The 26099-nt window shown below is 73.0% G+C and carries 19 protein-coding genes and 1 pseudogene; 5 read left to right on the forward strand and 15 right to left on the reverse strand.

Going from position 1 to position 26099, the window contains the following annotated elements; translation table 11 throughout:
* Positions 1-3 precede the first annotated feature (3 nt).
* The gene (gene lysX / locus IEY78_RS02430) at positions 4-3321 is read right to left on the reverse strand and encodes a bifunctional lysylphosphatidylglycerol synthetase/lysine--tRNA ligase LysX (protein WP_189095838.1); all 3318 of its coding nucleotides are present in this window, start codon (positions 3319-3321) and stop codon (positions 4-6) included.
* A 68-nt stretch (positions 3322-3389) separates the two neighbouring features.
* Positions 3390-4244 carry an Ig-like domain-containing protein gene (locus IEY78_RS02435; protein WP_189095839.1) on the reverse strand — a complete coding sequence of 285 codons (855 nt, stop codon included), beginning with the start codon at positions 4242-4244 and terminating at the stop codon, positions 3390-3392.
* Between the two features lie 432 nt (positions 4245-4676).
* On the opposite strand from IEY78_RS02435, the gene IEY78_RS02440 reads away from it, so the two are divergent.
* Positions 4677-4871: a hypothetical protein gene (locus IEY78_RS02440; RefSeq protein ID WP_129250376.1), complete on the forward strand. Its 195-nt coding sequence runs from the start codon at positions 4677-4679 to the stop codon at positions 4869-4871.
* Positions 4872-4988: 117 nt separating this feature from the next.
* On the opposite strand, the gene IEY78_RS02445 is transcribed toward IEY78_RS02440, so the two are convergent.
* The 6 genes from IEY78_RS02445 to xylB form a co-directional block, all read right to left on the reverse strand.
* Positions 4989-6200, reverse strand: coding sequence for a phosphodiester glycosidase family protein (locus tag IEY78_RS02445; protein ID WP_229699696.1), 1212 nt, complete (start codon positions 6198-6200; stop codon positions 4989-4991).
* A 168-nt stretch (positions 6201-6368) separates the two neighbouring features.
* Positions 6369-7016: an N-acetylmuramoyl-L-alanine amidase gene (locus tag IEY78_RS02450; protein ID WP_189095840.1), complete on the reverse strand. Its 648-nt coding sequence runs from the start codon at positions 7014-7016 to the stop codon at positions 6369-6371.
* Between the two features lie 240 nt (positions 7017-7256).
* Positions 7257-8672, reverse strand: a complete 1416-nt coding sequence (locus IEY78_RS02455; protein WP_189095841.1) for a family 2B encapsulin nanocompartment shell protein — start codon at positions 8670-8672, stop codon at positions 7257-7259.
* A gap of 101 nt (positions 8673-8773) precedes the next feature.
* The gene (locus IEY78_RS02460) at positions 8774-10183 is read right to left on the reverse strand and encodes a family 2B encapsulin nanocompartment shell protein (RefSeq protein ID WP_189095842.1); all 1410 of its coding nucleotides are present in this window, start codon (positions 10181-10183) and stop codon (positions 8774-8776) included.
* Between the two features lie 167 nt (positions 10184-10350).
* The gene (locus tag IEY78_RS02465; RefSeq protein WP_189095843.1) at positions 10351-11625 is read right to left on the reverse strand and encodes an ROK family transcriptional regulator; all 1275 of its coding nucleotides are present in this window, start codon (positions 11623-11625) and stop codon (positions 10351-10353) included.
* Positions 11626-11688: 63 nt separating this feature from the next.
* On the reverse strand, positions 11689-13119 hold the full coding sequence (gene xylB, locus IEY78_RS02470; protein WP_189095844.1) for a xylulokinase: 1431 nt from the start codon (positions 13117-13119) through the stop codon (positions 11689-11691).
* Positions 13120-13354: 235 nt separating this feature from the next.
* Here xylB and xylA point away from each other — a divergent pair, with 235 nt between their 5' ends.
* Positions 13355-14518, forward strand: coding sequence for a xylose isomerase (xylA, locus tag IEY78_RS02475; protein WP_189095845.1), 1164 nt, complete (start codon positions 13355-13357; stop codon positions 14516-14518).
* Positions 14519-14740: 222 nt separating this feature from the next.
* Here the strand turns inward: xylA and IEY78_RS02480 are convergent, their stop codons facing one another.
* Complete coding sequence (locus IEY78_RS02480; RefSeq protein ID WP_189095846.1) at positions 14741-15706, reverse strand: acetylxylan esterase; 966 nt, start codon at positions 15704-15706, stop codon at positions 14741-14743.
* Between the two features lie 136 nt (positions 15707-15842).
* Between IEY78_RS02480 and IEY78_RS02485 the strand changes: the two genes are divergently transcribed.
* Positions 15843-16706, forward strand: a complete 864-nt coding sequence (locus IEY78_RS02485; protein WP_189095847.1) for a hypothetical protein — start codon at positions 15843-15845, stop codon at positions 16704-16706.
* 74 nt (positions 16707-16780) lie between these two features.
* Here IEY78_RS02485 and IEY78_RS02490 read toward each other — a convergent pair whose 3' ends face one another.
* From IEY78_RS02490 to IEY78_RS02510, 5 genes and pseudogenes are all read right to left on the reverse strand, one after another.
* Positions 16781-17611 (reverse strand): amino acid ABC transporter ATP-binding protein, encoded by an 831-nt coding sequence (locus tag IEY78_RS02490; RefSeq protein ID WP_308426849.1) that lies wholly within the window; start codon positions 17609-17611, stop codon positions 16781-16783.
* A 5-nt stretch (positions 17612-17616) separates the two neighbouring features.
* Positions 17617-18402: an amino acid ABC transporter permease gene (locus IEY78_RS02495; protein WP_189095848.1), complete on the reverse strand. Its 786-nt coding sequence runs from the start codon at positions 18400-18402 to the stop codon at positions 17617-17619.
* Positions 18403-18413: 11 nt separating this feature from the next.
* Positions 18414-19211, reverse strand: a complete 798-nt coding sequence (locus IEY78_RS02500) for an ABC transporter substrate-binding protein (protein WP_189095849.1) — start codon at positions 19209-19211, stop codon at positions 18414-18416.
* 164 nt (positions 19212-19375) lie between these two features.
* A pseudogene (mmuM, locus tag IEY78_RS02505) lies at positions 19376-20303 on the reverse strand (homocysteine S-methyltransferase).
* Positions 20304-20416: 113 nt separating this feature from the next.
* Entirely contained in the window at positions 20417-23473 is a 3057-nt protein-coding gene (locus tag IEY78_RS02510; RefSeq protein ID WP_189095850.1) for a glycoside hydrolase family 2 TIM barrel-domain containing protein, read from the reverse strand.
* A gap of 324 nt (positions 23474-23797) precedes the next feature.
* Between IEY78_RS02510 and IEY78_RS02515 the strand changes: the two genes are divergently transcribed.
* Positions 23798-24190 (forward strand): nuclear transport factor 2 family protein, encoded by a 393-nt coding sequence (locus tag IEY78_RS02515; protein WP_189095851.1) that lies wholly within the window; start codon positions 23798-23800, stop codon positions 24188-24190.
* Positions 24191-24584: 394 nt separating this feature from the next.
* Positions 24585-24767 (forward strand): tail-anchor membrane protein, encoded by a 183-nt coding sequence (locus IEY78_RS02520; RefSeq protein WP_129250881.1) that lies wholly within the window; start codon positions 24585-24587, stop codon positions 24765-24767.
* Positions 24768-24992: 225 nt separating this feature from the next.
* Here the strand turns inward: IEY78_RS02520 and IEY78_RS02525 are convergent, their stop codons facing one another.
* Positions 24993-25775, reverse strand: coding sequence for a hypothetical protein (locus IEY78_RS02525; RefSeq protein WP_189095852.1), 783 nt, complete (start codon positions 25773-25775; stop codon positions 24993-24995).
* Positions 25776-26099 lie beyond the last annotated feature (324 nt).

Here is a 26099-nt window from a genome sequence, read left to right on the forward strand (position 1 = left end):
CGCTCAGCGGCGCCGCACCAGCGGGAACGGCAGCGTCTCGCGGATCGACAGACCGGTGAGGAACATGACCAGCCGGTCCACGCCGATGCCCAGACCACCGGTCGGCGGCATCGCGTACTCCAGCGCCTGGAGGAAGTCCTCGTCCACCTCCATGGCCTCCGGATCGCCGCCGGCCGCCAGCAGCGACTGCGCGGTCAGCCGCCGGCGCTGCTCCACCGGGTCGGTCAACTCCGAGTAGGCGGTGCCGAGTTCGGTGCCGAACGCGACCAGGTCCCAGCGCTCGGCGAGCCGCGGGTCCCGCCGGTGCTGACGGGTCAGCGGGGACACATCGGTCGGGAAGTCCTTGTAGAAGGTGGGGAGCGTGGTCTTCTCCTCGACCAGGCGCTCGTACATCTCCAGCACGATGTCGCCCCGGCCGCTCTCCGGCTTGACCGGCACGCCCGACGCCGCGCACAGCCGGCGCAGCACGTCCGGGTTCGTGTCCGCGTCGACCTCCTCGCCCAACGCCTCCGAGATCGCCCCGTAGACGGTCTTGACCGGCCAGATCCCCGAGATGTCGTGCTCGACCAGCCGGCCGCGCTCGTCCGCCTTGCGGGCGGTGGCGCTGCCGAACGCGGCGACGGCCGCGCCCTGGATCAGCTCCCGGGTCAGGTCGAGCATCACGTCGTAGTCGGCGAAGGCCTGGTAGGCCTCCAGCATCGTGAACTCGGGGTTGTGCTTGTAGGAGATGCCCTCGTTGCGGAACGTCCGCCCCATCTCGAAGACCTTCTCCATGCCGCCCACGCACAGCCGCTTGAGATACAGCTCCGGCGCGATCCGCAGATACAGATCGAGGTCGTAGGCGTTGATGTGGGTCTGGAAGGGGCGGGCGTTGGCGCCGCCGTGGATCTGCTGGAGCATCGGCGTCTCGACCTCCAGATAGCCCCGGTCGATCAGCCCCTGGCGCAGCGCCTGGACGGCCGTGCTGCGGGCCCGCAGATTGTCCCGCGCGTCCGTCGAGACGACCAGGTCCACATACCGCTGGCGGACCTTGGCCTCCGGGTCGGACAGCCCGCGCCGCTTGTCCGGCAGCGGCCGCAGGCACTTGGCGGTCAGCCGCCAGGAGCTGACGAACACCGTCAGCTCACCGCGGTCGCTGGCGCCGATCTCGCCCTCCACCTCGACATGGTCGCCGAGGTCGATGTCCGAGCCGAAGCGGTCCAGCAGCCCGGTGCCGCTGCCGTCGCGGGTCAGCGCGATCTGCAGATCGCCCGACCAGTCGCGCAGCACCGCGAAGAGCACCCCGCCGTGGTCGCGGGTGAGCAGCACCCGGCCCGCGACGGTGACGGACTTGCCGGTCCGCGCCCCGGCCTTGAGTTCGGAAAATTCGCCGCGGACCTCCTGCAGCGTGTGCGTCCGCTGCACGCCCACCGGATACGGGTCGGTGCCGGCCTCCCGCAGCCGCTCCAGCTTGCGGTGGCGCACCCGCACCTGCTCGGGCAGCGCGGCGAGCTCCCGCTCGTGCAGCTCCTCCTCGGTGGCCGGACCCGTCTGGACCAGGCCGAGTTCGTCCAGCGACGGCAGGCCGGCGGTGCTCGCCGGGGCCAGCAGCCGCTTCTTGTGGCCCTTGCCCCACAGCTTGCCCAGGCTCGGCACGGCGACGAAGCCCTCGGCGATACCGGAGGCCAGACCGATCCGGGCCAGCGCGCCGGCGTCCGCATAGCACAGGAACCGCGGGTACCACTCCGGGTTGTACTTCGCGTTCGAGCGGTACAGGGCCTCCAGCTGCCACCACTTGGAGAAGAACAGCAGCAGCTTGCGCCAGAACTTCAGCACCGGCCCGGCACCGATCCGGGCGCCCTCCTCGAAGGCGGACCGGAACACCGCGAAGTTCAGCGAGACCCGGCGCACACCCATCGTCCCGGCCTGCGCGCACAGCCGGGCCACCATGAACTCCATGACGCCGTTGGGCGCGGTGCGGTCGCGGCGCATGACGTCCAGCGAGATGCCGTCCTTGCCCCACGGCACGAAGGACAGCAGGGCGATCATGTTGCCGTCGCCGTCGAACGCCTCGGCCAGCAGGCAGTCCCCGTCCTCCGGGTCGCCCAGCCGGTCCAGCGCCATCGAGAAGCCGCGCTCGGTCTCGGTGTCCCGCCAGGCGTCGGCCCGGTGGATGACTTCCTGCATCTCCTCGTCGGTGAGCGCGGAGTGCCGCCGCAGCCGGAAGGTCGCGCCGGTCCGCTCGACGCGGTTGACGGCTTGGCGGGTGACCCGCATCTCCCGGCCGTCCAGGTCGAAGTCCTTGACGTGCAGGATCGCCTCGTCGCCCAGCTGGAGCGCACCGAGGCCGCAGCGCGCGAACGCCTTGGCGCCGCTCTCGCTGGCGCCCATGACGGCCGGCTGCCAGCCGTAGCGCCCGGCGACCTCCAGCCAGGCCTCGATGGCCTGCGTCCAGGCCTCGCGGTCACCGACCGGGTCACCACTGGCCAGACAGACACCGGCCTCGACGCGGTAGGTGACGGCGGCCTTGCCGCTGGGGGAGAAGACCACGGCCTTGTCGCGGCGGGAGGCGAAGTAGCCGAGCGAGTCCTGGCTGCCGTAGCGCTCCAGCAGCGCCCGGATCCGGTCCTCCTCGTCGCCGTGCAGCGCGGCTTCCATCCGCTGCGAACGGAACAGCGTGGCCGCGGCGTTCAGCAGCGCCAGCGCACCGAGCAGCCCGAGCAGGAAGGTGGTCCAGTGCGGCGGGTGGCCCTCGATCAGCCGGCCGCCGACCAGCCCGAAGCAGACGCGGTTGGCCGCCCACAGCAGCCGGTTGCCGCCACCGGCCTCCAGGGTGCCCGGCGTCAGCGTCACCAGCCCCCAGCCGATCAGCACCGCGACGACCGCCCCGGCGATCAGCACGCCGATGGCCCGCAGGAACGCACCGCGCCGGGTGATCGCGTAGAACTCACGGTGCGACAGGAGCAGCAGCACCAGCACGCCGACGCACAGCACCAGCGAGAAGGCGAACTCCCAGTAGCCCAGGGCCAGGAACAGCGCGTCCGCCACGGTGACCAGCACCATGTAGGCCACCAGGCACCACAGCGCCACCCGTTTGCGTGCGGTCAGCGCCGCGGCCAACAGGAAGAGGAGCACCGCGTAGGCGAGGTTCGGCGGCACCGGGACGGTGAGCGTGTCCAGCCAGTAGATGACCGGATGGAGTCCGCGCCGCAACGGCCCGATCACCGCGGTCAGGGCGCAGAAGAGCCCCAGCATGGTGAAGATGATGGCGAAGCCATTGGGGACCCGGCGCCGGAAGCGCCGCCACCCCGTAAGTTGATCCTGGTCCTGCACGGTGCTCATTCCGTCACATTAGGCTCTGAAAAGGGTCAGCTGCTCGGCGCGAGGGCGCTGTTCGTCCGTCGTGGGGATCAGCCGGCATGCCAGTCTCCGATCCTCGTGGTCCTGTCGTCTTTCCCTCGTACGGAGGACGCGGCGACCTCCAGGGGGTCACCCACCTGGACCTTGCCACACTCCCGCCCCGCCGCCGAGTCGGTGCAACTCCGGCCGATGGTGAAGTTCAGGTCATAGTCCTGGGTGACGCCGCCGCTTGAGCCGTCCGCGTCCAGCTCCGCCCGCAGGGCGACCGGTGCGTCGGACCGGCCGAGCCGCGCGGGCGACCAGTCCGCCCGGTCCGCGCCGCCGCGGTCCTTGGTCCAGGTCCATGATCCACTCGTCGGGCGGCCGGTGAGGACGTTCAGCCGGCGCTGCACCTCGTCCCGGTGGGCCACCGGGAAGCCGAAGGTGACCGTCAGGGACCGGTCGGTGCCGACCACCCCGCCCGGCCGCCCGGAGTCGGACGTCTGCGGGGCGACCCGGTCCGGCTTCGCGGTGGTCAGCGACTCCTTGGTCGCGGCGATGTCGCCCTGCGGGTTCCTGGTCCGGGCGACGACGGAGTATTTGGTGCCCGGCGAGGTCTTCGTCCTAGCCGTCCACACGGTCCGGTCGCCCCCGAGCCCGCCGGGCAGCTTGTGGCCGCCGGGGTCGGTGACGGTCACCTCGGTCAGTACCCCGCCCCGCGCGGTCACCGTGATCCGGTCGCCGGCCTGCACGGTTCTCGTCCCGCTCGCCGCTCCCAGCGCGACCGTCACCGGCTCGCCCTTGGGGGCCGACGAGGCGGGGCCGCCGCACGCGGTGAGCGTGCCCATGGCGATCACCGGGAGCGCGCACAGCGGGACGCGCAGTGACCGGGACGGCCAGCGGCGGGGCGAGGGGGTCTGGCTCATACGGGCTTTCCGTCTGCGAGGAGGGGTGAGGGGCAGGATGTCGGCCGCTAAGACGAACGGGCGGCACTATTCGTTGCAGGGAGTGATGTGATCCGCGCCACATTGGCTGGCGTGGCGCGACGGGTGGCCTGAACGGGCCACCGCCGCCGGGCACTTGAGGAGATATGAGCCTTATGTCTCTCATGGGGCGTGTGGCGGTGGGTGACGCGGGCGTCGGTGTGCGGCCGGTCGCGGAAGAGGGGGCGTCCCACCCCTGCGGCGGCGCTCGTGCCCGCGCGCCCCAGCCGGCCGCCCGTCTCTCGCTCCGCCGCCGGTGACCCGCAGTGATCACCCGATCGGAGCACCCGCCCGGGAACCGGACATACCCTGAAATACGCCAAACTAGCCACCCATTGCCGCTCGTTCGGGCGGCGGTCGAGGAGGGTGCGTCCCGTGGCAATTTCCATCTCGGTCGTGCTGTTGCTGGTGGTCCTGACCGTGATCTTCCTGCGCAGCGGCAAGCTCAAGTTCTCGCACGCCCTGGTGTGCGCGCTGCTCGGCTTCTACCTGGCGAACAGCAGCCTCGCCCCCGACATCCACCAGGGCCTGGCCGGCGCCGCCGACGTGGTGAGCAGCGTGCGTCCGTGAGGCGGCGGCCCGCCAGGGCCCCCTGCCCGCCGCGATCCCGCCGTCGCCCCCGGGGGTGAGCGCGGGGCGGGGGCGGCGGCACACGGATGCTCGGCCGCACACCCGCGCACCCGGCCGCTATTCGGAGAAGACCCCGATCGCGTTGGCGACCGGCCGCTCCGCACCCCCCGACGGATGGTTGCGCACCGTCTCCCCGTAGGCGTCGCCGGTGACCAGCGTGGAGGACCCGCCCCCGTCCAGATCCACCGCGTCCCGCGCCCCCAACTGCGTCATCAGGTCGGCCAGCTCACTGACCGTCAGGCCGGTCTGGCCCGGCCCGCCGTCCAGCGCCAGCAGATACAGCACCCGGCCGCCGGCCCCGGTCCCCGCGGAGGTGCGCACCGCCACCGCGCCGGTGTCCAGCCCGTCCACCGGCACCCCGTGGCGCACGAGGGGGAAACCGCCCACCGCGAACCGCAGCGGGCCCCGCCCCCGGCCCGTCAGATGGTGGCTGACCCGCACCCGCTCACCGACGTGCAGCTTGCGCAGCTGCCGGGCCCCTTCCTCCCTGCCCACGAGCACCACGCTGCCCACGGGTACCCCGCCGGCGCCCGGTACGTCGTCGAGCGCCGCCACCCGGCCGTGGCGGATCGTCACCTCCGCGGTGTCCTCGCTGCACGGCGCCGCCCGGTCGAGGTCCGTCCCGCAGGTGGCGCGCAGCCGGGAGGCCGGGCCCCACCGCTCGGTGTAGGCGCCGATCCCGTCGACGGGCAGGGCGTACTGGTTCAGCCCGCGCAGCGGCAGCGCCCCCTCGGGGGTCAGTACCGCGCCGTGCAGGGTGAGCCGGTCCAGCCGGGCCCGGCGGTCGTAGCCGACACCGATGACGTCCTCGGTGGTGGCGCCGGGCGGCATGACCGGCCCGAAGCGCTGGCCGTCGGGCACCGCGCCCTTGAGCTGCCGCCCCGAGGCCACGGCCGGGCCGACGGAGGCGCCGGTGGCCTCCACCCCGGGGTGCTGGCCCTCGCTGATGTTGAAGAAGTCGCCGTTGACCGCGCCCACCGCGCCGCGGTCCGCGGCCAGTTGGGACACCGGTGCCCGGGCGCCGACCGCCCCCGGGTACAGTAGATCCACCGCGACCCGCGGATCGGCCAGATCGACGGTCAGCAGATGCCCGTGCACCAGGCCGCGGGGCACCGTCATCCGGAACTCGTCGTAGGAGACACCGGGCGCCACCGACGCGGCGCCGTAGCGGCTGAGGCCGGCGTCCAGGGCGGTGGCCGGGGCGCCGGCCGCCAGCCCGCCGCCGGTCAGCGCACCCCATGCCACCAGCACGGTCAGCATCGCGCGCACTCGAACGAATCGCTGCTTCACGAGCCCCCCTGACGTCACGTCAACGGTCCCAGGTGCCGAAGATGTTCACTATGGCCCGGAGATGTCATGAATCCGTACACCTCGGGAACGGCCGTCGTGTCGCCGGGCGGGGTGCCCCGCGCCGGGTCACGGACGGCCGGAGAACGGTCAGAGAGCGGTCCGCCAGGAGAGGCCGTTGACCAGCTGGAGATAGCGCGGCCAGTCCCAGAACTGGCCGGGGTCCGTGTGGTCGGAGCCGGGGACCTCCACATGGCCGATGATGTGCTCGCGGTCCTTGGGGATCGAGTAGCGGTCGCAGATGGCGGCGGTGAGCCGGGCGGACCGGGCGTAGAGGGTGTCGGTGAACCACGCCGGGTCGTCGATCCAGCCCTCGTGCTCGATGCCGATGCTGCGGGTGTTGTAGTCCCAGTTCCCGGCGTGCCAGGCCACGTTCCGCTCGCTGACGCACTGGGCGAGATGGCCGTCGGCGGACCGCAGGACGTAGTGTGCGGCCGCCTTGTGCGCGGGGTTCGCGAAGAGCTTGAGGGTGTGGGCGTAGGTCTCCTGCGTCACATGGATCACGACCATCTCGACGGGGTACTGCGTCGGACGGTCGGCGGCGGTGTAGTTGGACGGACTGGCCGGGACCCACTGCCGGGCGGGATAGCCGCTGCCGAACGGGGTGTGCCGGCCCGCGGCGGCAGCGGCGCCGGAGGTGGCCGTGGCGAGCGGGGTGAGGGCGGCGGACGCGGTGAGCGCGGCCGCACCGGTGAGCAGGCGTCTGCGGGCCGGGCGACGGGGGTCGGGCTGCTCCATGGGGACTCCTGACGGTGACCGAGGGGTGGTCGCGTACATGTCACGCACAGCCGGTGCGTTCATGATGCGCAACAGACCTCGCCCTGCCAAGGGAATGGCCGTTCTGCCAATGGCTCGACCAAAGGCGGAACGGCGCAGGTCAGGAGTTCAGGAGATACCTGATCGGACGTCACCCGGGTGCCGCACCCCGGCCCCGGAGGGCGGTGGCGGGCGCGGCACCCGGAGCCCCGGCTCCCGGCGTCAGTGTCCGATCTCTACGTCCTCCAGGATGCCCAGCGCGTCCGGCACCAGCACCGCCGCGGAGTAGTAGGCGCTGACCAGGTAGTTGATGACGGCCTGGTCGTTGATGCCCATGAAGCGGACCGACAGGCCGGGGCGGTACTCATCCGGGATGCCCGTCTGGTGCAGCCCCACCACCCCCTGGTTCTCCTCGCCGACCCGCAGTGCCAGCACCGTGCTGGTCCCCTCCGGGGTGATCGGGATCTTGTTGCAGGGCAGCAGCGGAATGCCCCGCCAGGCACGGACCGCGGTGCCCTCCACCTCGGCGGTCGTGGGGTAGATGCCGCGGGCGTTCCACTCCCGCCCGATGGCCGCGATGGTGCGGGGGTGGGCCAGCAGGAACTGGGTCTTGCGGCGCCGGGAGATCAGCTCGTCGAGGTCGTCGGGGGTGGGCGGACCGCTGTGGGTGTGCAGGCGCTGCTTGAGGTCGGCGTTGTGCAGCAGCCCGAAGTCCCGGTTGTTGACCATCTCGTGCTCCTGGCGCTCCCGCAGCGCCTCGATGGTCAGCCGCAGCTGCTGGTCCAGCTGGTTCATCGGGTCGTTGTAGAGGTCGGCGACCCGGGAGTGCACCTTCAACACGGTCTGCGCCACGCTGAGTTCGTACTCCCGCGGCGTCATGTCGTAGTCCGCGAAGGTGCCCGGCAGGGCCGGCTCGCCGACATGGCCCGCGGCCAGCTCGATGGCCGACTCGCCGTGCTTGTTCTGCGCGGGCACCAGCGCCTCGCTGAACTCCTCCAGATGGGAGCGCAGCGACTCCGACCGGCCCAGCACCTCCTCGAGGTCGCTGCGGTAGAGGGTCAGCGCGGTCACCCGGGTCACCGCGCGCACGGAGTGCTCCCACTGCGCGTCCGGCGACAGCAGCGCCGCCGCCCCGAGGGAGTCCCCGTCCGCCAGCACCCCCAGCACCGTCTCGTCGCCGTACTTGCCGGTGCCGGTGCGGTCGAGCTTGCCGTGCGCGATCAGGATGACCCGGTCGGCCTGGCCGCCCTGCCGGGCCAGCACATCACCCGGCGCGAACTCCCGCTGGACGAAGCGGTCGGCCAGCGCCTCCAGCGTCGCCGCGTCGGTGTAGCCGCGCAGCGGGGCCAGCTCGCGCAGCTCCGCCGGGATGACCCGGACGTCGGATCCGGTCGAGACGAACTCCACCCGGCCGTCACCGAGGGTGTGGGTCAGCCGCCGGTTGACGCGGTAGGTGCCGCCGGAGACCTGCGTCCAGGGCAGGATCCGCAGCAGCCAGCGGGAGGAGATCCCCTGCATCTGCGGCGCGGTCTTGGTCGTGGTCGCCAGCTTGCGGGCGGCCGCGGTGTCCAGGCTGGACCGGAACTGCTCGGGCGCGGACGGCTCGGAGCCGGACGTCGGATCCACCGATGTGGTCATGAAGAAAGCTCACCTGTTCCAGTTCGCTGCGGTGCGTACGGTGCGCGCGCCGGGCGGACACACGGGGCCGCTCCCCGGGCGCGCGGTCTTCCGCGGTTCGTTCAGTGGCCGATCTGCACGTCGTCGAGCACGCCCAGGGCGTCGGGTACGAGAACGGCCGCCGAGTAGTAGGCGCTGACGAGATATTTGAGAACGGCCCGGTCGTCGAGGCCCATATAGCGCACCGAAAGGCTCGGCTCGTATTCATCGGGAATTCCGGTCTGATGCAGGCCGACCACGCCCTGCTTCTCCTCACCGGTGCGCATCAGCAGAATGGAGCTGGTCCGCTCCTTGGTCACCGGAATCTTGTTGCACGGGAAAATCGGCACACCGCGCCACGACGGCAGCGAATGCCCCATGAAATCGACCGCCGTCGGATACAGGCCGCGGGCGGAGCACTCCCGGCCGATCGCGGCGATCGTCCGCGGATGGGCGAGCAGGAAGCCCGGGTCCTTCCAGACCGTCGCGAGCAGGTCGTCGAGGTCGTCGGGGGTGGGCGGGCCGCTGCGGGTGTGGATGCGCTGCTGGAGCGCCACGTTGTGCAGCAGCCCGAACTCCCGGTTGTTGATCATCTCGTGCTCCTGGCGCTCCCGCAGCGCCTGGACCGTCAGCTTCAGCTGCTCCTCGACCTGGTTCATCGGGTCGCTGTAGAGGTCGCCGACCCGGCTGTGCGTGCGCAACACCGTCTGGGCGACGCTCAGTTCGTACTCCCGCGGCGCCAGGTCGTAGTCGACGAACGTCCCGGGGAGGGTCGGCTCGCCGTGGTGCCCGGAGGAGAGCGAGACCGCGGACTCCCCACTGGCGTTGGTGGGCCGCGCCTCGTCCTGCCCGGCCGTCGCCAGATGCTCGCGCAGGCCGGGGGAGCGGTCCATGACCTCCTGCGCGGCCAGGCGGGACAGTGCCATCACGGTCACCCGGGTCACCGCGCGATAGCTGAACCGCCAGGTCCCGTCCGGGTCGGTGAGCGGCTCGTCACCGAGGTGGTCACCGCCGGCCAGCGCCTCCAGGACGGTGTCCTCGCCGTATTTGCCGCTGCCGATCCGGTCCACCCGGCCGTGCGCGATCAGCACCAGGCGGTCGCCCGGCGCGCCCGCCTCGGCGATGAGTTCACCGGGCGCGTATTCCTGCTGGGTGAACCGCTCGCCGAGCGCGGCCAGTGCCCCGGCATCGGTGAATTCCCGCAGCGCGGGCAGCTCGCGCAACTCCTCGGGGATGATCGACACATCGCTGCCGGTGATGTCGAAATCGATGCGCCCGTCGCCGAGCGTGTGCGCCAGCCGGCGGTTCACGCGATACGTACCGCCGGAGACCTGCACCCAGGGCAGCAGCCGCAGCAGCCAGCGGGACGTGACGCCCTGCATTTGCGGTGCGGTCTTGGTGGTGGTCGCCAAATTCCGCGCTGCGGTGGTACTCAGACTGGAACTCTGGGATTCTTCCGCGTGGTCGTGCAGCGATTCGTCGGCAATCGTCATCCTGCCACCTGTCTCTTCGGAGAGTGCTCAACAGGACGCCCCGAAACCCCAGTTCAGGGCAGTTCCGCGGCAACCCGCCGCACCGAAGGTATCCGTGCGGATTTTATCGGCACAATCGCCCGATGGGGTGGCATGGAATTCCCTTTCCCTGGAAAGGTTTAGCGGGCTCAATTGCGGGGAGAGTGTGCCGGGGTAAGGGAGTTGAGGGGGTCGTCCAGCACGGTCCGCAGCGCCGCGTGCGCTGCCCCGAGCAGCGGCCCGTCCGCCCCCAGCCGGGACACCGTCACCAGCGGCCCGCCGCCCCGCCCGTCCGCCGCCGCGACCGCCGTGCGCCGCGTCAACTCCCGCTCCAGCGAGGGCAGGACCCACGGCGCCAGCTCCGCCAGCGCACCCCCGAGCACCACCGCCCGCGGGTCGAGCAGATTCACCGCCCCGGCCAGCGCGATCCCGAGCGCTGTCCCCGCCTCCCGCAGCGCACCCACCGTGGCCGCGTCCCCGTCGGCGGCCCGCCGCGCCAGCAGGCCGATGCGGGCACCCGGCCCCGCGGGCATGTCATCCGCCCCCTCCGGCGCGAGCCCGCCCGCGCGCAGCACGGCCCGTTCCCCCGCGTACTGCTCCAGGCAGCCCCGGCCGCCGCAGTCGCACACCGGCCCGTCCGGGTACACCGGCACATGCCCCAGCTCGCCCGCGAACCCCCGTGCCCCGCGCAGGAGTTGGCCATCCACGACGACCGCGGCCCCGATACCGGTCTCGGCCGAGACATGCACGAAATCCGGCGGCGGGACCGGCCGGCCCTCGCCTCCCCCCAGCCACAGCTCGGCCAGCGCACCGAGGTGGGCCTCGTTCTCCACGGTGAGCGGCAGCGCGGCCTCGCGCCCCGGGAGCCACGCCCCGGCCAGGCCCGGTGCCAGATCGGCCGCCCGCCAGCCGAGATTGGGGGCATGCACCACCGTCGTCGACCCCCGCGCCACCAGGCCGGGCACCGCGACCGTCAGCCCGGCCGGCCGCAGCCCCTCGGCCGCGAGGCCGGCCGTCACCTCCGCCAGCAGCGTGGACAGCCGCCGCAGCACGGGCCCCGGTGCGCTGTGCCGGTTCGCCGCACCGGCCGCCACCCGCGCGCGCACCCGGCCGCGCAGATCGACCGCGCACACCGCCAGATGATCGACGCCTATCTCCGCCCCGAGCCCGGCCGGACCGCGGTCGCTGACCGCCAGTTGACCGCCCGGCCGCCCCCGCCCCCCGGTCGCGGTCCGCCCCGTCTCGACCAGCAGCCCGGCCCGCAGCAGCTCCTCGACGAGCGGCGCCACCCCCGCCCGGGTCAGCCCGATCCGCGCCGCGACCGCCGGCCGGGACAGCGGCCCCCCGGCGGCCACGGTCCGCAGCACCCGGGCCACATTGCGGCGCCGGATGTCGTGCTGGGTGTCGCCGCCGGACGCGGTCACAGGGGTCTCCTCGGGGTGCCGGGCGGGAGTGGGCGTCCTGCCGGATGCGGGGTGGGGGAGCGGTCAGCTTCGCAGCAGCGCCGCACCGTCGGCGAGCGTCGCCGTCAGCCGGTCCCACGCCGCGCCGTCCCGCGGCCGCGCCTCGAACTCCGCGCCGCGCGCCGTGCCCCAGCGCCGGGCCACCGCCGCTGGATCCTCGCCCAGCAGCAGCCCGGCCGCCTGCGCCGCCGCGCCGAGCGCCACCAGCTCCTGCGCCTCGGGCACCACCACCGGGCGGCCGGACAACCGCCGCACCGTCTCCCGCCAGGCCCGCCCCCGCGCCCCGCCGCCGATCAGCAGCAGCGGCGCGTCGGACGCGGCGTCCGCGTCCAGCACCCGGTCCAGCGCCTGCAGCAGCGCGAACACCGCACCGTCGTACGCGGCCTGGAGCAACCGGCCGGGCGTGGTGTCGTGCCGCAGCCCGTGCACCAGCCCCGAGGCGCCGGGCAGATTCGGGGTCCGCTCGCCGTCCAGGAACGGCAGCATCACCACCTCGCCGCCCTCCTCCACGGCCTCCCGGTCACGCCCCAGCAGCGCCGCCACCCGGTCCACGGCGAGCGTGCAGTTCAGGGTGCAGGCCAGCGGCAGCCAGTCACCGCGGGCGTCGGCGAACCCCGCCACCGTGCCGGTCGGATCGGTGGGCCGGCGGGTGGCGACGGCGTAGACCGTCCCCGACGTCCCCAGGCTCAGCACCGGCTGCCCGGGCCGCAGGCCCAGCCCGAGCGCGGCCGCCATGTTGTCGCCGGTGCCGGCCGCCACCAACGCGCCGCGGGGCAGCGGCAGATCCTCGGCGTGCACGGTCCCCGCCGCCTCACCCGGCCGCGCCACCCGCGGCAACGCCCCGGCGGGCAGCCCGACATGGTCCAGGATCCGCTGGTCGTAGGACTCGGTGCGCGACGCCCACCAGCCGGTGCCGGAGGCGTCGCCGCGGTCGGTGACGGCCTCACCGGTCAGCCGCTCCACGAGATAGTCGTGCGGCAGCCGCACCGCGGCGGTGGACTCGGCCGCGGCCGGCTCGTGCTCTCGCAGCCAGGCCCACTTGGCCACCGTGAAGGCCGGGCCCGGCACGCTCCCCACCCGCTCCGCCCAGGCCCGCGCCCCGCCCAGCTCCGCGATCAGCCGCTCGCTCTGCGGCGCCGGACGGACGTCGTTCCACAGCAGCGCGGGGCGTACCGGTGCCCCGGCCGCGTCCAGCGTGACCAGCCCGTGCTGCTGACCGCCCACCGAGAGCGCCGAGGCCTGCCGCGCCGCCTCGCCGCACTGCGCCAGCGCCTCGCCCAGGGCCCGCCACCACTGACCCGGGTCGCTCTCCTTGCCCTCGCCGCCGCCGACCGTGTGCGGGGCCTGGCCCCGGGCGAGCACCGCACCGGTGTCGGCGTCCACGACCAGCGCCTTGGTGGACTGGGTCGAGCTGTCCACCCCGACGACGAGCGGTCCCGCTGACTGTGCGCCCATCGTGCACTCTCCCTCGGCGGCCGGTGTTCCTCGGTCTCGGTCCAGGGGGTTCCCCGGTGTGCTGCCGCATATTAGTTTGGCCGCGGCGGAATTTGTAAAGCGCGTTGATGAAATGACCGAGGGAGTCGCGCATGAGGGAACGCAGTGTGGGAATCCGCCCGGCCCGGGGCCGCTGGAGGACCACCGGAGGGCGCCCGCCGCGCGCAGGCCGGGCCGCACGGAGCGAGGTGCCGGCATGAGCCATCAGCCCGTCCCCGCGGACAAGTTCAGCTTCGGCCTGTGGACCGTCGGCTGGCAGGGCCGCGACCCCTTCGGGGAGGCCACCCGCCGCGCCCTGGACCCCGTCGAAACGGTCCACCGCCTCGCCGACCTCGGCGCGTACGGCGTCACCTTCCACGACGACGACCTGATCCCGCCCGGCTCAGGCGACCTCGCACGCGAGACGGCCGTGGCCCGCTTCCGGCAGGCCCTGGACGCCACCGGCCTGGTCGTCCCGATGGCCACCACCAACCTTTTCACCCACCCCGTCTTCAAGGACGGCGCCTTCACCGCCAACGACCGCGACGTGCGCCGCTACGCACTGCGCAAGACCCTCCGCAACATCGACCTCGCCGCCGCACTGGGCGCCCGCACCTATGTGGCATGGGGCGGCCGGGAGGGCGCCGAGTCCGGCGCCGCCAAGGACGTCCGGGCGGCGCTGGACCGGATGAAGGAGGCCTTCGACCTGCTCGGCCAGTACGTCGTCGAGCAGGGCTACGACCTGCGGTTCGCCATCGAGCCCAAGCCCAACGAGCCGCGCGGCGACATCCTGCTGCCCACCGTCGGCCACGCCCTCGCCTTCATCGAGCAGCTGGAGCGCCCCGAGCTGTACGGCGTCAACCCCGAGGTCGGCCACGAGCAGATGGCCGGGCTGAACTTCCCGCACGGCATCGCCCAGGCGCTCTGGGCCGACAAGCTCTTCCACATCGACCTCAACGGCCAGAGCGGCATCAAGTACGACCAGGACCTGCGGTTCGGCGCCGGCGATCTGCGCTCCGCGTTCTGGCTGGTCGACCTGCTGGAGACGGCCGGCTACGACGGCCCGCGGCACTTCGACTTCAAACCGCCGCGCACCGAGGACCTCGACGGCGTCTGGACCTCGGCGGCCGGCTGCATGCGCAACTACCTCCTCCTGCGGGAGCGCGCGGCCGCCTTCCGCGCCGACCCGGCCGTCCAGGACGCCCTGCACGCCGCCCGACTGGACCAGCTGCGCCGCCCCACCGCCGACGACGGCCTCGCCGGGCTGCTGGCCGACCCCACCGCGTACGAGTCCTTCGACGCCGAGGCGGCCGCCGCCCGGGGGATGGCCTTCGAGCATCTGGACCAACTGGCGCTGGAGCATCTGATGGGGGCGGTCTGAGGGGGGCGTTAGGGCGGTCCGGGGCGGTGTGCGGGCCGTGGGTGCCGGAGGGGGGCCGGGAGCCGTGCCCGCGGGCGCTCCGAGGGGCTCGGCGCGGCGCCCGGGGCTCTCCCCCGCCCCCTCCCCCTCCTCCCCCTTCGGGGGAGGGGGCGGGGGGTGGGTTCGGGGGTGGGGGGGGAGCGGCACCCCCGATTTCGGAGCCCCCGCCGAACCGCTCCCCCCTCACCCGAGCACCCGCCGCACGAACGCCAGCTCCGCCGCCCGCTGGTCGCCGCCGCCGCTCTCATGGGCGTTGAACCGCCACACCTGCAACTCCTTCTCGCCCGCGTAGTGGTGGTACGCGGCGAAGCCGGTGGACGGCGGCACCACCGCGTCGCGCAGCGCCGTGCCGAACAGGGCCGGAGTGGTGGCGCGGACGGCGAAGTTCAGGCCGTCGAAGTGGTCCAGGGTGTGCAGGGCGGTGTCGATATGGCCGCGGGCGCCGGCGAAGTAGCGGGACAGTTCGCCGTAGGGGCCCGCGTCCGTGACCTCCAGGGCCCGCCGGATGTGCGTCAGGAACGGCACATCGATCAGCGCCCCCGCCAGCCCGGGGACCAGCCCGGTCATCGCCAGGGCGAGGGCGCCGCCCTGGCTGTGGCCGGCCACCACGATCTGTTCGGGGTCCACCGCGTCATGGCCGCGCGCTGCCTCCACGGCCCGTACGGCGTCGGTGTACAGCCGCCGGTAGTAGTAGTCGTCGGGGTCGAGCAGTCCCTGGGTGAGTTTGCCGGGCACGCCCGGATTGCCCGAGCCGACCGGATCGGGGGTGTCCCCTGGGCGGTTCGGCCCGCTCTGGCCCCGGGTGTCCATGACCAGCGTGGCGTACCCGGCCGACGGCCACAGCAGCCAGTCGTGCGGCAGCAGCCGGCCGCCGCCGTAGCCGAGGTACTGCACGACGCACGGCAGCGGCCCGGTGGCCGCGCGCGGGCGCAGGAACCAGCCGCGGATGCGGTGCGCGCCGAAGCCGGCGAACTCCGCGTCGTGGCAGCGCAGGAGGGTGAGCCCGGTATCGATCTCGGTGAAGCGGGCGTCCAGGTCATGGCCGCGGGCCCCGTCGAGGGTGCGCTGCCAGAACGCGTCGAAGCCGGGCGGTTCGGGCACCGGCGGGCGGTAGGCGTGGAGTTCGTCCAGGGGCAGGTCGATGAACACGGCAAACCTCCGCGCCGTAGGGTGGCTGGCTGTTCTGTCGCCAACGGTGCCCAGGAGGCGGACATTTCAGACGTGCAATGTTCCAGGTTGGTCACCGGGCCTCTCACAACCGAGCAAAGAAGCGATCATTTCCCCCATGAGTTTTCCTCCGCCGCCGAACCAGCCGCCTCCTGACCCGTCCGGCGGCTTCGGTCCGCCGGCCGGCGGCTACGCGACCGGCGGCGCCGCTCAGGGCGGCTACGGCCCCGGTGGCTACGGGCCCCCTCCGGGCGGCAACCAGCCCCCGGCCGGCTTCGGCCCGCCCGCGGGCGGCTACGGTCCGGGCGGCCCCCAGGGGCCCGGCGGCTGGCAGCAGCCCCCCGGCCCGCCCGGCGGTGGCGGCGGCAACGGCAAGCTCATAGCGGCGATCATCGCCGGCGGCGCGCTCGTCCTGGCCGTCGTGATCACCCTCGTCGTGGTGAACACCGGCGACAGCGGCAGCAACCGCGCGCAGCCGTCCGCTGCGCAGTCCCTCGCCACCCCGTCCGGCGACGCGTCCGCGACGCCCACCTACGGGCCGGACCCCACCACGACGCCCACCTACGGACCCGACCCCTCCGGCACGCCCACCGACAGCGACTTCGCGAGCGGCTTGCCGACGCCGTCCGACGGCAAGCTCCCCTTCTACCTGCTGAAGGTCGGCGACTGCTACGACCTCCCGGCGGGCGGCGGCGGCAACAACGACGCGGCCTCCTGCAGCGGTCCGCACGACGCCGAGGTCGTCACCACGCACCGCCTGGACGCCGGTCTGACGACCGAATCCGCCATCAAGGGCAAGGCCTCTTCGCTGTGCCGCGGCGAGCTGGAGCGCAAGGCGGCCCGGCAGCCCGCGGGGACCACCCGTGGCACCTACATCCAGTACCCGAGCCTCAGCGGGTACAAGCTCGGCATCAAGTCCGTCAGCTGCAGCCTGATGGCCGACCGCACCGGCACCAAGAAGCTCACCAAGCCGCTGACCTGAGCGAACGAACGGCGGGTGCCTTGTCGCCGGAAGGCCCGCCCGGCAGCCCTCTGAGTGCCGGGCGGGGCCGCCGGTCAGCGGTCGACGCGCCTCCCTGCCGCGCCGCCGCCCGCGACCTCCCCGACCTCCGCGGCCGCCGGATCGAGCACCCGCGCCAGAAAGGTCCTGGTCCGCTCGTGCTGCGGGGCGCCCACCACCTGCTCCGGGGTGCCCTCCTCGACGATCACCCCGCCGTCCATGAACACCACCCGGTCGGCGACCTCCCGGGCGAAGCTCATCTCATGGGTGACGACGAGCATGGTCATGCCGTCCTGCGCCAGCCCGCGCATCACCGCCAGCACATCCCCGACCAGCTCCGGGTCGAGCGCCGAGGTCGGCTCGTCGAACAGCATCAGCTCCGGTTCCATGGACAGCGCCCGCGCGATGGCCACCCGTTGTTGCTGCCCGCCCGACAACTGCGCCGGATAGGCGGCCTCCTTGTCGCTGAGGCCCACCCGTTCAAGATTGGCGCGGGCGATCCGCTCCGCCTCGGCGCGGTCGCGGCCGAGCACCCGCCGCTGCGCGATCGTCAGATTCTCCAGCGCGCTCAGATGCGGGAAGAGATTGAAGGCCTGGAAGACCATCCCGATGCGCCGCCGGACCCGGTCGATGTCCACGTCCGGGTCGGTGACCTCGGTGCCGGCCACCGTCACCCGGCCCGCGCTCGGCTCCTCCAGCAGATTCACGCAGCGCAGCAGGGTCGACTTCCCCGACCCCGAGGGCCCGATGACACACACCACCTCGCCGCGCGCCACCGAGAAGTCGATCCCGCGCAGCACCTCCAGGTCACCGAACGCCTTGCGCAGCCCCCGCACCTCGATGGCGTTCACCGCCGCCGCGCCCGGTGCCGTCGTCTCCGCCGTCACGTCTCTCACCTGGCCTTCGCCGTACGGGCCTCCAGGCGCCGGACCAGCTGGCCGAGCGGGAGGGTGATCACGAGGTAGAGCAGCCCGGCGATCAGGATCGGGGTCAGGCTCTTGTGCTCATTGAGCGCGTCCCGGCCGAAGTTGGCCAGCTCGAACTGGGAGAGGGACAGCCCCAGCAGATACACCAGCGAGGAATCCTTCGTCAGCAGGATCAGTTCATTGGTCAGCGGCGGCAGCACGATGCGGAACGCCTGCGGAATGACGATGGAGACCATCGCCCGCCCGTGCGACATTCCCAGCGAACGTGCCGCCTCCGTCTGGCCCTTGGGGACCGCCTGGATTCCGGCCCGGATGGTCTCGGCCATGTACGCCGCGCCCACCAGCCCGAGCGACAGCATCACCGTGACGTTCATGTCGAGCGCGACCTCGAACGCCAGCGGCACCCCGAAGCCGAGCGCGATGAACACCAGAAGACAGGGAATGCCGCGGAAGAATTCGATATAGGTGATGGCGATCCAGCGGTAGGGCGGCACGGAGGACAGCCGCATCAGCGCGAGCACCAGCCCCAGCGCGAGTCCGAAACCGAAGCCGAGCAGGGTGTAGAGGACGGTATTGACCAGTGCCGTGGTGATGATCTCGGGGAAGAGTGCCTTGACGACCCCGACATCGAAGAACGCCATCCGCAGCTGGTGCCAGTCGGCGACCAGCGCGAAGACCACCACGGCGACGACCAGGACGCCGTACTGCACACCGCGGATGATCCGGGCGCGCTGTCGTTTGGACACAGACATGACGGCCGGCCTCAGCTCTGCGGGGTGGTGCCGAACCACTTCTTGTAGATCCGGTCGTACGTCCCGTCGGATTTCGCCTTCTTGATGACCTCGTTGATTTTCTTTCGCAGCGCGTCGTTCCCGGTGCGCACGCCGATGCCGTAGTGCTCACCGGTGTTGAATTCCGCGGTGACCGCGGTGTCGGGGTTCTGCTTCACGTAGTCGAAGAGCACGCCGTTGTCATTGATGCCGGCATCGACCTGACCGGACTTCACGGCGGTCAGCAGCAGTCCCAGGTCCTCGAACTCCACGAGTTCGACGCCCTTGCCGTGGTTCTTGGCGTAGATCCCGCCGGTGGTGGCCTTCTGATAGCCGAGCTTCTTGCCCTGGAGGTCCTCGACCTTCTTGTAGGGCTTGCCCTTCTTCGTCAACAGCGCCTGGGTGGCGTTGAAATAGGGGTCGGAGAAGTCCATCACCTTGTCGCGCTCGGGCGTGATCGTCATGCCGGCGGCGGCCAGATCGCATTTGTGGATGGTGAAGTCCTGGCCGGTCTCGATGCCTTCGAAGGGGGTGTTGACGATCTCCTGCTTGATTCCCAGGTTCTTGGCGACGAGATCGACCAGATCCACATCGAACCCGACGATCTTGCCGTTCTTCTTCACCTGGAACGGCGCGTACGGAAGGTGGGTGCAGGTCTTCAGCGTCCCGGAGGAGACCAGCTCCAGCCCGCCGGCCCCCTTCTTCCCGCCGGACGCGGTGCTGGTGCACCCCGCCACGACGGCGACGGCAGCGACCACGGCTATGACAGACGACACGGAGCGAGCGGACACGGGTCCTCCAGGGCATGATGCTGATCAACCAAGCCGCGCATGCTGCGATGTGGCTGCATCCTGCCACCGGCCCGGTGCGCTGTCCCCGCCCCGTCGGTTGCGTCTGTGTAACGCCTTCGGCCCGCGACCCGGCCCCGGCCGCCCGCCCGTTCCCCGGGCGGACCTCAGCGGCCCAGCGCGGCCGCCACCGCGGCGATGGCTTCCGGGCCCACCCGGCAGCAGCCGCCGATGAGCGCGGCGCCGTCCGCGGCCCAGGCGGCGACCCGCTCCGCGTCGAACGCCGTGCTCCCGCGCCACGCCCGGGCCCCGGCGTCCCAGCTCTCTCCGCTGTTGGGGTAGACCACCACCGGCTTCCCGGTGAGCCGCGCCGCCGACCGCACCGCGCCGTCCGCGTCCTGCGGCGCGCAGCAGTTCACCCCCACCGCGATCACCTCGTCGGCCTCCGCCGCCACCGCGAACGCCTCCGTCAGCGGTTGCCCGGCACGCGTGCTGCCACCCGCGACGCTGTACGACAGATACGCGGGCACCCCCAGCCCGCGCACCGCGCACCGCGCGCAGCAGCGCCCGGGCCTCGTCGGCGTCCGGCACCGTCTCCAGCGCCAGCACATCGGGCCGCGCCGCGGCCAGCACCTCCAGGCGCGGCCGGTGGAAGCGCTCCAGCTCCGCCACCGACAGGCCGTAGCGGCCGCGGTATTCGGAGCCGTCCGCCAGCATCGCCCCGTACGGGCCCGCCGACGCGGCCACGTACAGCGGCCCCGCGACCCCGCCGGCCCGCGCCCGCCCGGCCGCCTCACGGGCCAGCTCCACGCTCCGGCCGAGCAGTTCCGCGGCCTGCCGGGTGCCGATGCCGCGCCGCGCGAAGCCCTCGAACGTCGCCTGGTAGCTCGCGGTGATCGCGACCTGCGCCCCGGCCTCGTAGTACGCCTGGTGCGCGCGCACGACGGCCTCCGGCTCCTCGGCCAGCAGCCGGGCCGACCACAGCGCGTCGCTCAGGTTGTGCCCGGCGGCCTCCAGCTGGTTCGACAGGCCCCCGTCGAGGACGAGCGGCCCCGCGGCGAGGGCCTCGGCGAGCGACGAGGACGTGCTGACCATGGTGCGAAGCCTCCCGGTGCGGTCCTGACGCGTGCGGTGTGCGCGCCTCCTCCCGAGCGTAATGCCGACCGGTGACAGTGCCCCGGCCGGCACCGTGCGCATCCGGCGCCGGGTCAGCGCAGCGACGAGAATACGAACGAGAACCGCGCCGGGGCCGCCTCCAGCCGGTGCTGCGGCAGCACCCCCGGGCCGCACGACTGGCTGCCGATCCCGTGCTGGGCATGGTCGAGATGGAGCCACAGCCCCTCGCCGGGCCGCAGGTCCGTGGTGTGCCGGGCCGCCGTGAGTTCCTCGGCGGACCACCGGCGGGCGGAGAAGTAGAAGTCCGGGTCGCCCTCGATCCGCAGGCCCGAGCCGTCACCGCGGGTCAGCTCCGCCCAGCGCACGCCGGGCCGCGCGCCGTTCTCCTGGGGCCGCACATAAGGCGTCTGCAGTGCGTCCACCGGCATCGACCAGCGGCCCACGCGGGTGGCGGCCCGGGTGTCCGGATAGCCCTCGCCGGGCCCGCCGCCGAACCACTCGGCGCGGCCCAGACTGCCGCACACCCGCATCCGCACGCCCAGTCGCGGCAGCGGAACCGTCCAGTCACCTTCCGGTTCGACGCTCAACTCCAGCCGCAGCCGGTCCGCTTGAGCCGTCCAGTGGTAGACCGCACGCAGCGCGAGCGGCGAGCCGGCCGGGGCGAGGCGGGTCCGTACCCGCACGGCGTCCGGCCCCGTCTCGACGGCGTCCACGCGGTGCCGCATCCGGTGCAGTCCGATCCGCCGCCACTCGGTGGCCGGCCGCGGCCCCGGCTGCCAGGGCGCGGCCTCGTCGTTGTCGGTCGGCGCCCGCCAGACGTCCAGCCGGGGGGCGCCGATCCGGAAGCCGTCCAGATAGCCGAGCGCCCCCGTGGCGGCGTCGAAGGTCCCCGGGCCCAGCACGATCACATTGCCCACGCCGCGGCGCGGGGCGGCGGTGGCTGTCCAGGGGACGGCGGGGCGCGGGCCGGCCGGCAGCTGGCCCCAGGCGATCTCGTGCCCGGCCGCCGCCCAGGCGGTGTCCTCGTCCAGCACCGCCGCCACCGTCCACAGCGCCTCCCCGTCCTCGCCCGGCTCGACCGGCGGCGTCGGCAGCGGGACCGTCGCCGACCCGCCGGGCGCCAGGGGCGGGACGTCGAGGCGGCCGTGCCCGCGCAGCTCGCCGGCCACCTCGTAGATCCACCGGAAGGCGAGATGGCCGAGGCCGCTGAAGTCGTAGCCGTTGGTGAGCCGGACCGCCTCCGGGTGGTCCTGGCCGTCGCTCCCGGCCTCGATCCGCACCGGCTCGAAGACCTTCTTCAGCTCCAGCAGGCCCGGCGACGGCACCCGGTCGGGGAAGACCAGCCCGTCGCAGACGAAGTTCCCGTCGTGCAGCTCCTCGCCGAAGTCGCCGCCGTAGGCGTGGAAGAGCTCGCCGGCGGGCGTCCGCTGCCGCAGCCCGTGATCGATCCATTCCCACACGAACCCGCCCTGGCAGCGCGGGTAGCGTTCGAACAGCCGCTGGTACTCGACCAGTCCGCCCGGACCGTTGCCCATGGCATGGGCGTACTCGCACAGCAGGAACGGCAGGTGCCGCCGGCGGGCGTCCTGCTCCGGGTCGGGCAGCGGGTCCTCGGCGCGCTGCCCGATGCGCGCCACCTCGGCGTGCCCGGCGTACATCCGGGAGTAGACATCGGTGTCGGCGCAGCTGGGGTCGCCCTCGTAGTGCAGCGGGCGGGACGGGTCGCGCTCGCGCATCCAGGCGGCCATGGCGGACAGTCCGCGCCCCGTGCCGCACTCGTTGCCCAGCGACCACAGCACGACGGCGGGGTGGTTCTTGTCCCGCTCGACCATCCGCCGGGCCCGGTCGAGCAGCGCCGGCTCCCAGCGCGGGTCGTCGACGGGGTTGTCCCGCCAGTCCTGCTGGGCGAACCCGTGCGTCTCCAGATCGCACTCCTCGACGACCCACATCCCCAGCTCGTCGCACAGGCCGAGGAAGGCGGGGTCCGGCGGATAGTGGCTGGTGCGCACGGCGTTGATGTGGTGCTGCTTCATCAGCAGCAGGTCGCGGTGCATCGTTTCGGCGTCCAGGGCGCGGCCGTGACGCGGGTGGAACTCGTGCCGGTTGACGCCGCGCAGCAGAATCGGGCGGCCGTTGACCTTCAGCAGCCCGTCCTCGACGCGGACCGTGCGGAAGCCGATCCGCAGCGGGATGCGCTCCCCGCGGGTGACCAGCTCCCCGTCGTAGAGGTGCGGATCCTCGGCCGACCAGGGGCGCACCGGCACCGTCGCGCGCTCCCCGGTGGCCAGATCGAGGCCGAGCGCCGGCACGGCCACCCGGCCGGCCGGATCGCACTCCACCCGCAGGGTCCCCTCGCCGGTGCGGTGGTCGAACCCCGCGTGGACGAAGTGATCGGCGACCGAGCCCCGGGGGCGCCGGTGGAGGGAGACCTCCCGGAAGATGCCGGGCAGCCACCACTGGTCCTGGTCCTCCAGATAGCTGCCGGACGACCACTGGTGGACCCGCACCGCCAGCACGTTGCGGCGCGGCCGCAGCAGATGCCCGGCCTCGAACTCGTGCGGCAGCCGGCTGCCCTTGAAGTGGCCCAGCTCCTGCCCGTTGAGCCAGACCCGGGCGCAGGACTCCACCCCGCCGAAGTGCAGCACGGCGGGCCCCTCACCCCACCCCTCGGGCAGATCGAAGACCCGCCGGTGATCGCCCGTCGGGTTCTCGTCCGGCACCCGAGGCGGATCTACCGGGAAGGGATAGGCGGTGTTGGTGTACTGGGGCGCGCCGTTCGCCCGCGCCGCGCCGCCGCCCTCGTGGGAGCCGTCGGCGGCGGTACGTCCCTGCAGCACCCAGTGGCCCGGTACCCGCAGGTCCTGCCACTGCGCATCGTCGAAGTCCGGCCGGGCGAACGACTCGTCCTCGGTGGTGGCGCCCGCCGAGAGCCGGAAGCGCCAGGTCCCGTTCAGCGAGAGCCGGGCGGTGTCCGACTCCGCGTACCAGGCGCGTGGCGGCAGGACCCCGCTCCCCGGTGAACGGTCCTCGTAGTACGGGGAGATGGCCGGGGAGCGGTCCGGTGCGCGGTCCGTCCCGTCGGCGGTCGGGGGAGCCGGGGCGGGGGCGGGCGGCGTGTGGTGCGGCGCGTGCGGCGAAGTGCCGGTCACTGGTCCTCCTGCTGCGGGCGACGTGCCGGGCGGTGGGGGATCACTTCAGCGAAGCATGCGCGGCCGCACGGCGCAGCAGGATGAACAGGATTCGAGAGCCTCTCCGTCTTGGACGGGCCCAGGACGATCCCTCCTCCGTTGCGCGAACGGGCCCTCGGCCGTGAATCGGCGCAGGAGGTGGGCGAATTGCCCCGCCTCGCCCGGCGGCTCCCTCTGGAAAGAATGAGCGTGCGCCACGCACGCATCTGGTGCTACAGTTCAGGAGTTGCGTGCGAAGCGCACGCATCGCTTCCTCTCCCGTGCCCTTCCCTGAAAGGAACCCCCATGACCCGCACCCGTATTGAGGCCGCCCTGACCGACCTGCTCTTCCGCGGCGACCTCGCCCTGGAGGAGGCCGTGGACCGTCACTTCACCCCGGAGTACCGCCAGCGCACGGACGGCGAGTGGGCCGACCGCGCCGAGTTCATGGAGCACATGACCCATGTGCGCGGCCTCGTCGCCGACGGCCGTGTCGAGGTGCACGAGGAGCTGTACAGCGGCGGCCACTACGCCGACCGGCACACCGTCCACCTCACCAAGAAGGACGGCTCGGCCGTGAGCATGGAGGTCTACGTGTTCGCCGACCTCGCCCCGGACGGCCGGTTCAGCCGCATCGAGGAGACCACCCTGCTGCTCCAGGGCTCCGAAGCCGACCGCACCATCGGCAGCGACCGATAGGGCGTGCTTCCCGGACCGCTCCCGGGGGTGTGATGCCGCAGCCTGACCGTCGGCCCGGCTTTTGTTCCTCTCCGTTCCTCCGGGCCTGTACGAGGGCTGCCGCCGGGTGCCCCGGAAGGCGGCGGCCGGACGGGTGGCCCCGGGGCGGTACGGGCGTGCACCGGCGGGGCGGCGGCGGCCGGTGCTCACGGTGCCGTGCGGGCGCGACGGCCGGACCGGGGACGATGCCCTGGGTACCCCTGGCCGATCACGGGTGACTACGGGTGACTACTGAGAGTTCCGGAAACGTCCGGCGGCACTCGGACGGGTGCCGCCATGGTGGAACCTGTGGCGCGCGATCGGCGTTCAATGGAGTACACAGAGCGCGGCAGGCGCCGCGGAAGGGGCGTGAAGGATGTCCACACAGGCGAAGGTCGCGGTCGGCGGGGTCGCGGTGGGAGTGATCCTGCTGTGGCTGCTGCCCTTCTGGGCGGCTCTCCTGGTCATGGTCGGGGTCCCGGCCGTCGCGTATCTGACGCTCGATTCCTCCCAGCGGCGCCGGCTGCGCCGCGTCGGCCGCAAGCAGATCGGCCGCTGAGCGACCCGGCCGCCGCGCACCTCCTGTAGTGGGCCGCCGGGGGCGGTGGCGCACGGAGGACGGTGGGCCGGGGCCTGGCCGGCGTGGTGGGCACGGCGCCCGGCTGGCTTGGTGGGTGCGAGGCTCGGCCTGCCTTTTGGGCGCGGGGCCCGGGTGCCACCTGGGCCGACCCGTCGTCGCCCGGGACCGGCGTCTGCCGTGCCACGGCAGACGCGCCGGACCGGCTCAGACCGGCCGCACCGCCAGCTCGTCCAGCGACGACAGCAGGCCGGGCAGCTCCGGCCCCCGGCCCACCGGATGCACCTCGCCCGGCTCCTCGTCCAGCAGCACGAAGGCGATGTCATCGGTGCGGGCGACCATGCTCCAGCCGGGCCCGTCGACCCGCAGGGTGCGCGCCTCACCGGCGGCGAACGACGACCGCACGCGCCCGGGCGGCGGCGGCTCGGCGACATAGCCGCGCGCCTGCGCCAGCACCCTGCGCACCCCTTGGTGCGTCTCGTCGCCCGGCTCGGCAAAGCTGTCGTCGCCGTCCACCTGCTCGCGCCAGGCCGCCCACTGCATGGCGATCTCGTCCGCGCCGAGCCGCCGTTGCGCGGGGCCCCAGGCCTCGGCGTCCGGCGGCGTCAGCGGCGCGGGGTCGCCCTCCTGCGGTTCCGGATCGTGCGGTTGCGGCACCCCCGGCGCCGCGACGGCGAGCGCCAGCGGCCATCCCGGTAGTGCCCCGACGATGCTGTGCTCCCCGGGGGAGAGGTCGTACTCCATCCCGCAGTCCCAGGCCGCGATCGCACAGGCCACCAGCGTCACGTCCTCCGTCACCACCGTCCAGCGGGCGCCGTCCCCGTCCTGGCCGAGGACCAGCCCGTAACCCTCGGCGTACGGTTCGAGGCCGAGCCCCGCGCACACCTCCGGGTAGTCGTCGCCGAGCACGCTCGGGAACTGCGCGGGCGTCAGCAGCACCGCCGTCAGCACGAACAACTGGTCGTTGTCGGCGCTCTCGGTCGTGGGCACGAGGGCCTCCCCCATCCAATCCGGTGCGGAGTACGTCGGCGCACCCTAATTGGCCCGGCATGGCCTTGTCACCAGCCCTACGCTGCGCGGATGCGTTTTTGCCGGAGCGGTGCGCCCCTCGCGCGGACGCCGCGCCGTGACGCGGGTGAGGGCGGCGCAGGCCTTGCGGGAGTCCCGGTGGGCGCCCCGGCGGCGCCGCCGCACCCGGCCGAAGGGGGAGGCTCCCCGGAGCGCGACCCACCCGGGTCGACGCCCCGGCTCACCCGCCCCGGGGCCGCCCGCCACGACGGGATCCGGCCACCGTACGGCCCGATCCGGCGCCCG

Source organism: Streptomyces kronopolitis (assembly GCF_014646275.1).
Taxonomy (GTDB): Bacteria; Actinomycetota; Actinomycetes; order Streptomycetales; family Streptomycetaceae; genus Streptomyces; species Streptomyces kronopolitis.

Excerpts from the sequence above, each read along its gene's own strand:
- lysX (WP_189095838.1), bottom strand. The coding sequence starts at position 3,321 with ATGAGCACCGTGCAGGACCAGGATCAACTTACGGGGTGGCGGCGCTTC.
- IEY78_RS02435 (WP_189095839.1), bottom strand. The coding sequence starts at position 4,244 with ATGAGCCAGACCCCCTCGCCCCGCCGCTGGCCGTCCCGGTCACTGCGC.
- IEY78_RS02450 (WP_189095840.1), bottom strand. The coding sequence starts at position 7,016 with ATGGAGCAGCCCGACCCCCGTCGCCCGGCCCGCAGACGCCTGCTCACC.
- IEY78_RS02455 (WP_189095841.1), bottom strand. The coding sequence starts at position 8,672 with ATGACCACATCGGTGGATCCGACGTCCGGCTCCGAGCCGTCCGCGCCC.
- IEY78_RS02460 (WP_189095842.1), bottom strand. The coding sequence starts at position 10,183 with ATGACGATTGCCGACGAATCGCTGCACGACCACGCGGAAGAATCCCAG.
- xylB (WP_189095844.1), bottom strand. The coding sequence starts at position 13,119 with ATGGGCGCACAGTCAGCGGGACCGCTCGTCGTCGGGGTGGACAGCTCG.
- xylA (WP_189095845.1), top strand. The coding sequence starts at position 13,355 with ATGAGCCATCAGCCCGTCCCCGCGGACAAGTTCAGCTTCGGCCTGTGG.
- IEY78_RS02485 (WP_189095847.1), top strand. The coding sequence starts at position 15,843 with ATGAGTTTTCCTCCGCCGCCGAACCAGCCGCCTCCTGACCCGTCCGGC.
- IEY78_RS02495 (WP_189095848.1), bottom strand. The coding sequence starts at position 18,402 with ATGTCTGTGTCCAAACGACAGCGCGCCCGGATCATCCGCGGTGTGCAG.
- IEY78_RS02515 (WP_189095851.1), top strand. The coding sequence starts at position 23,798 with ATGACCCGCACCCGTATTGAGGCCGCCCTGACCGACCTGCTCTTCCGC.
- IEY78_RS02520 (WP_129250881.1), top strand. The coding sequence starts at position 24,585 with ATGTCCACACAGGCGAAGGTCGCGGTCGGCGGGGTCGCGGTGGGAGTG.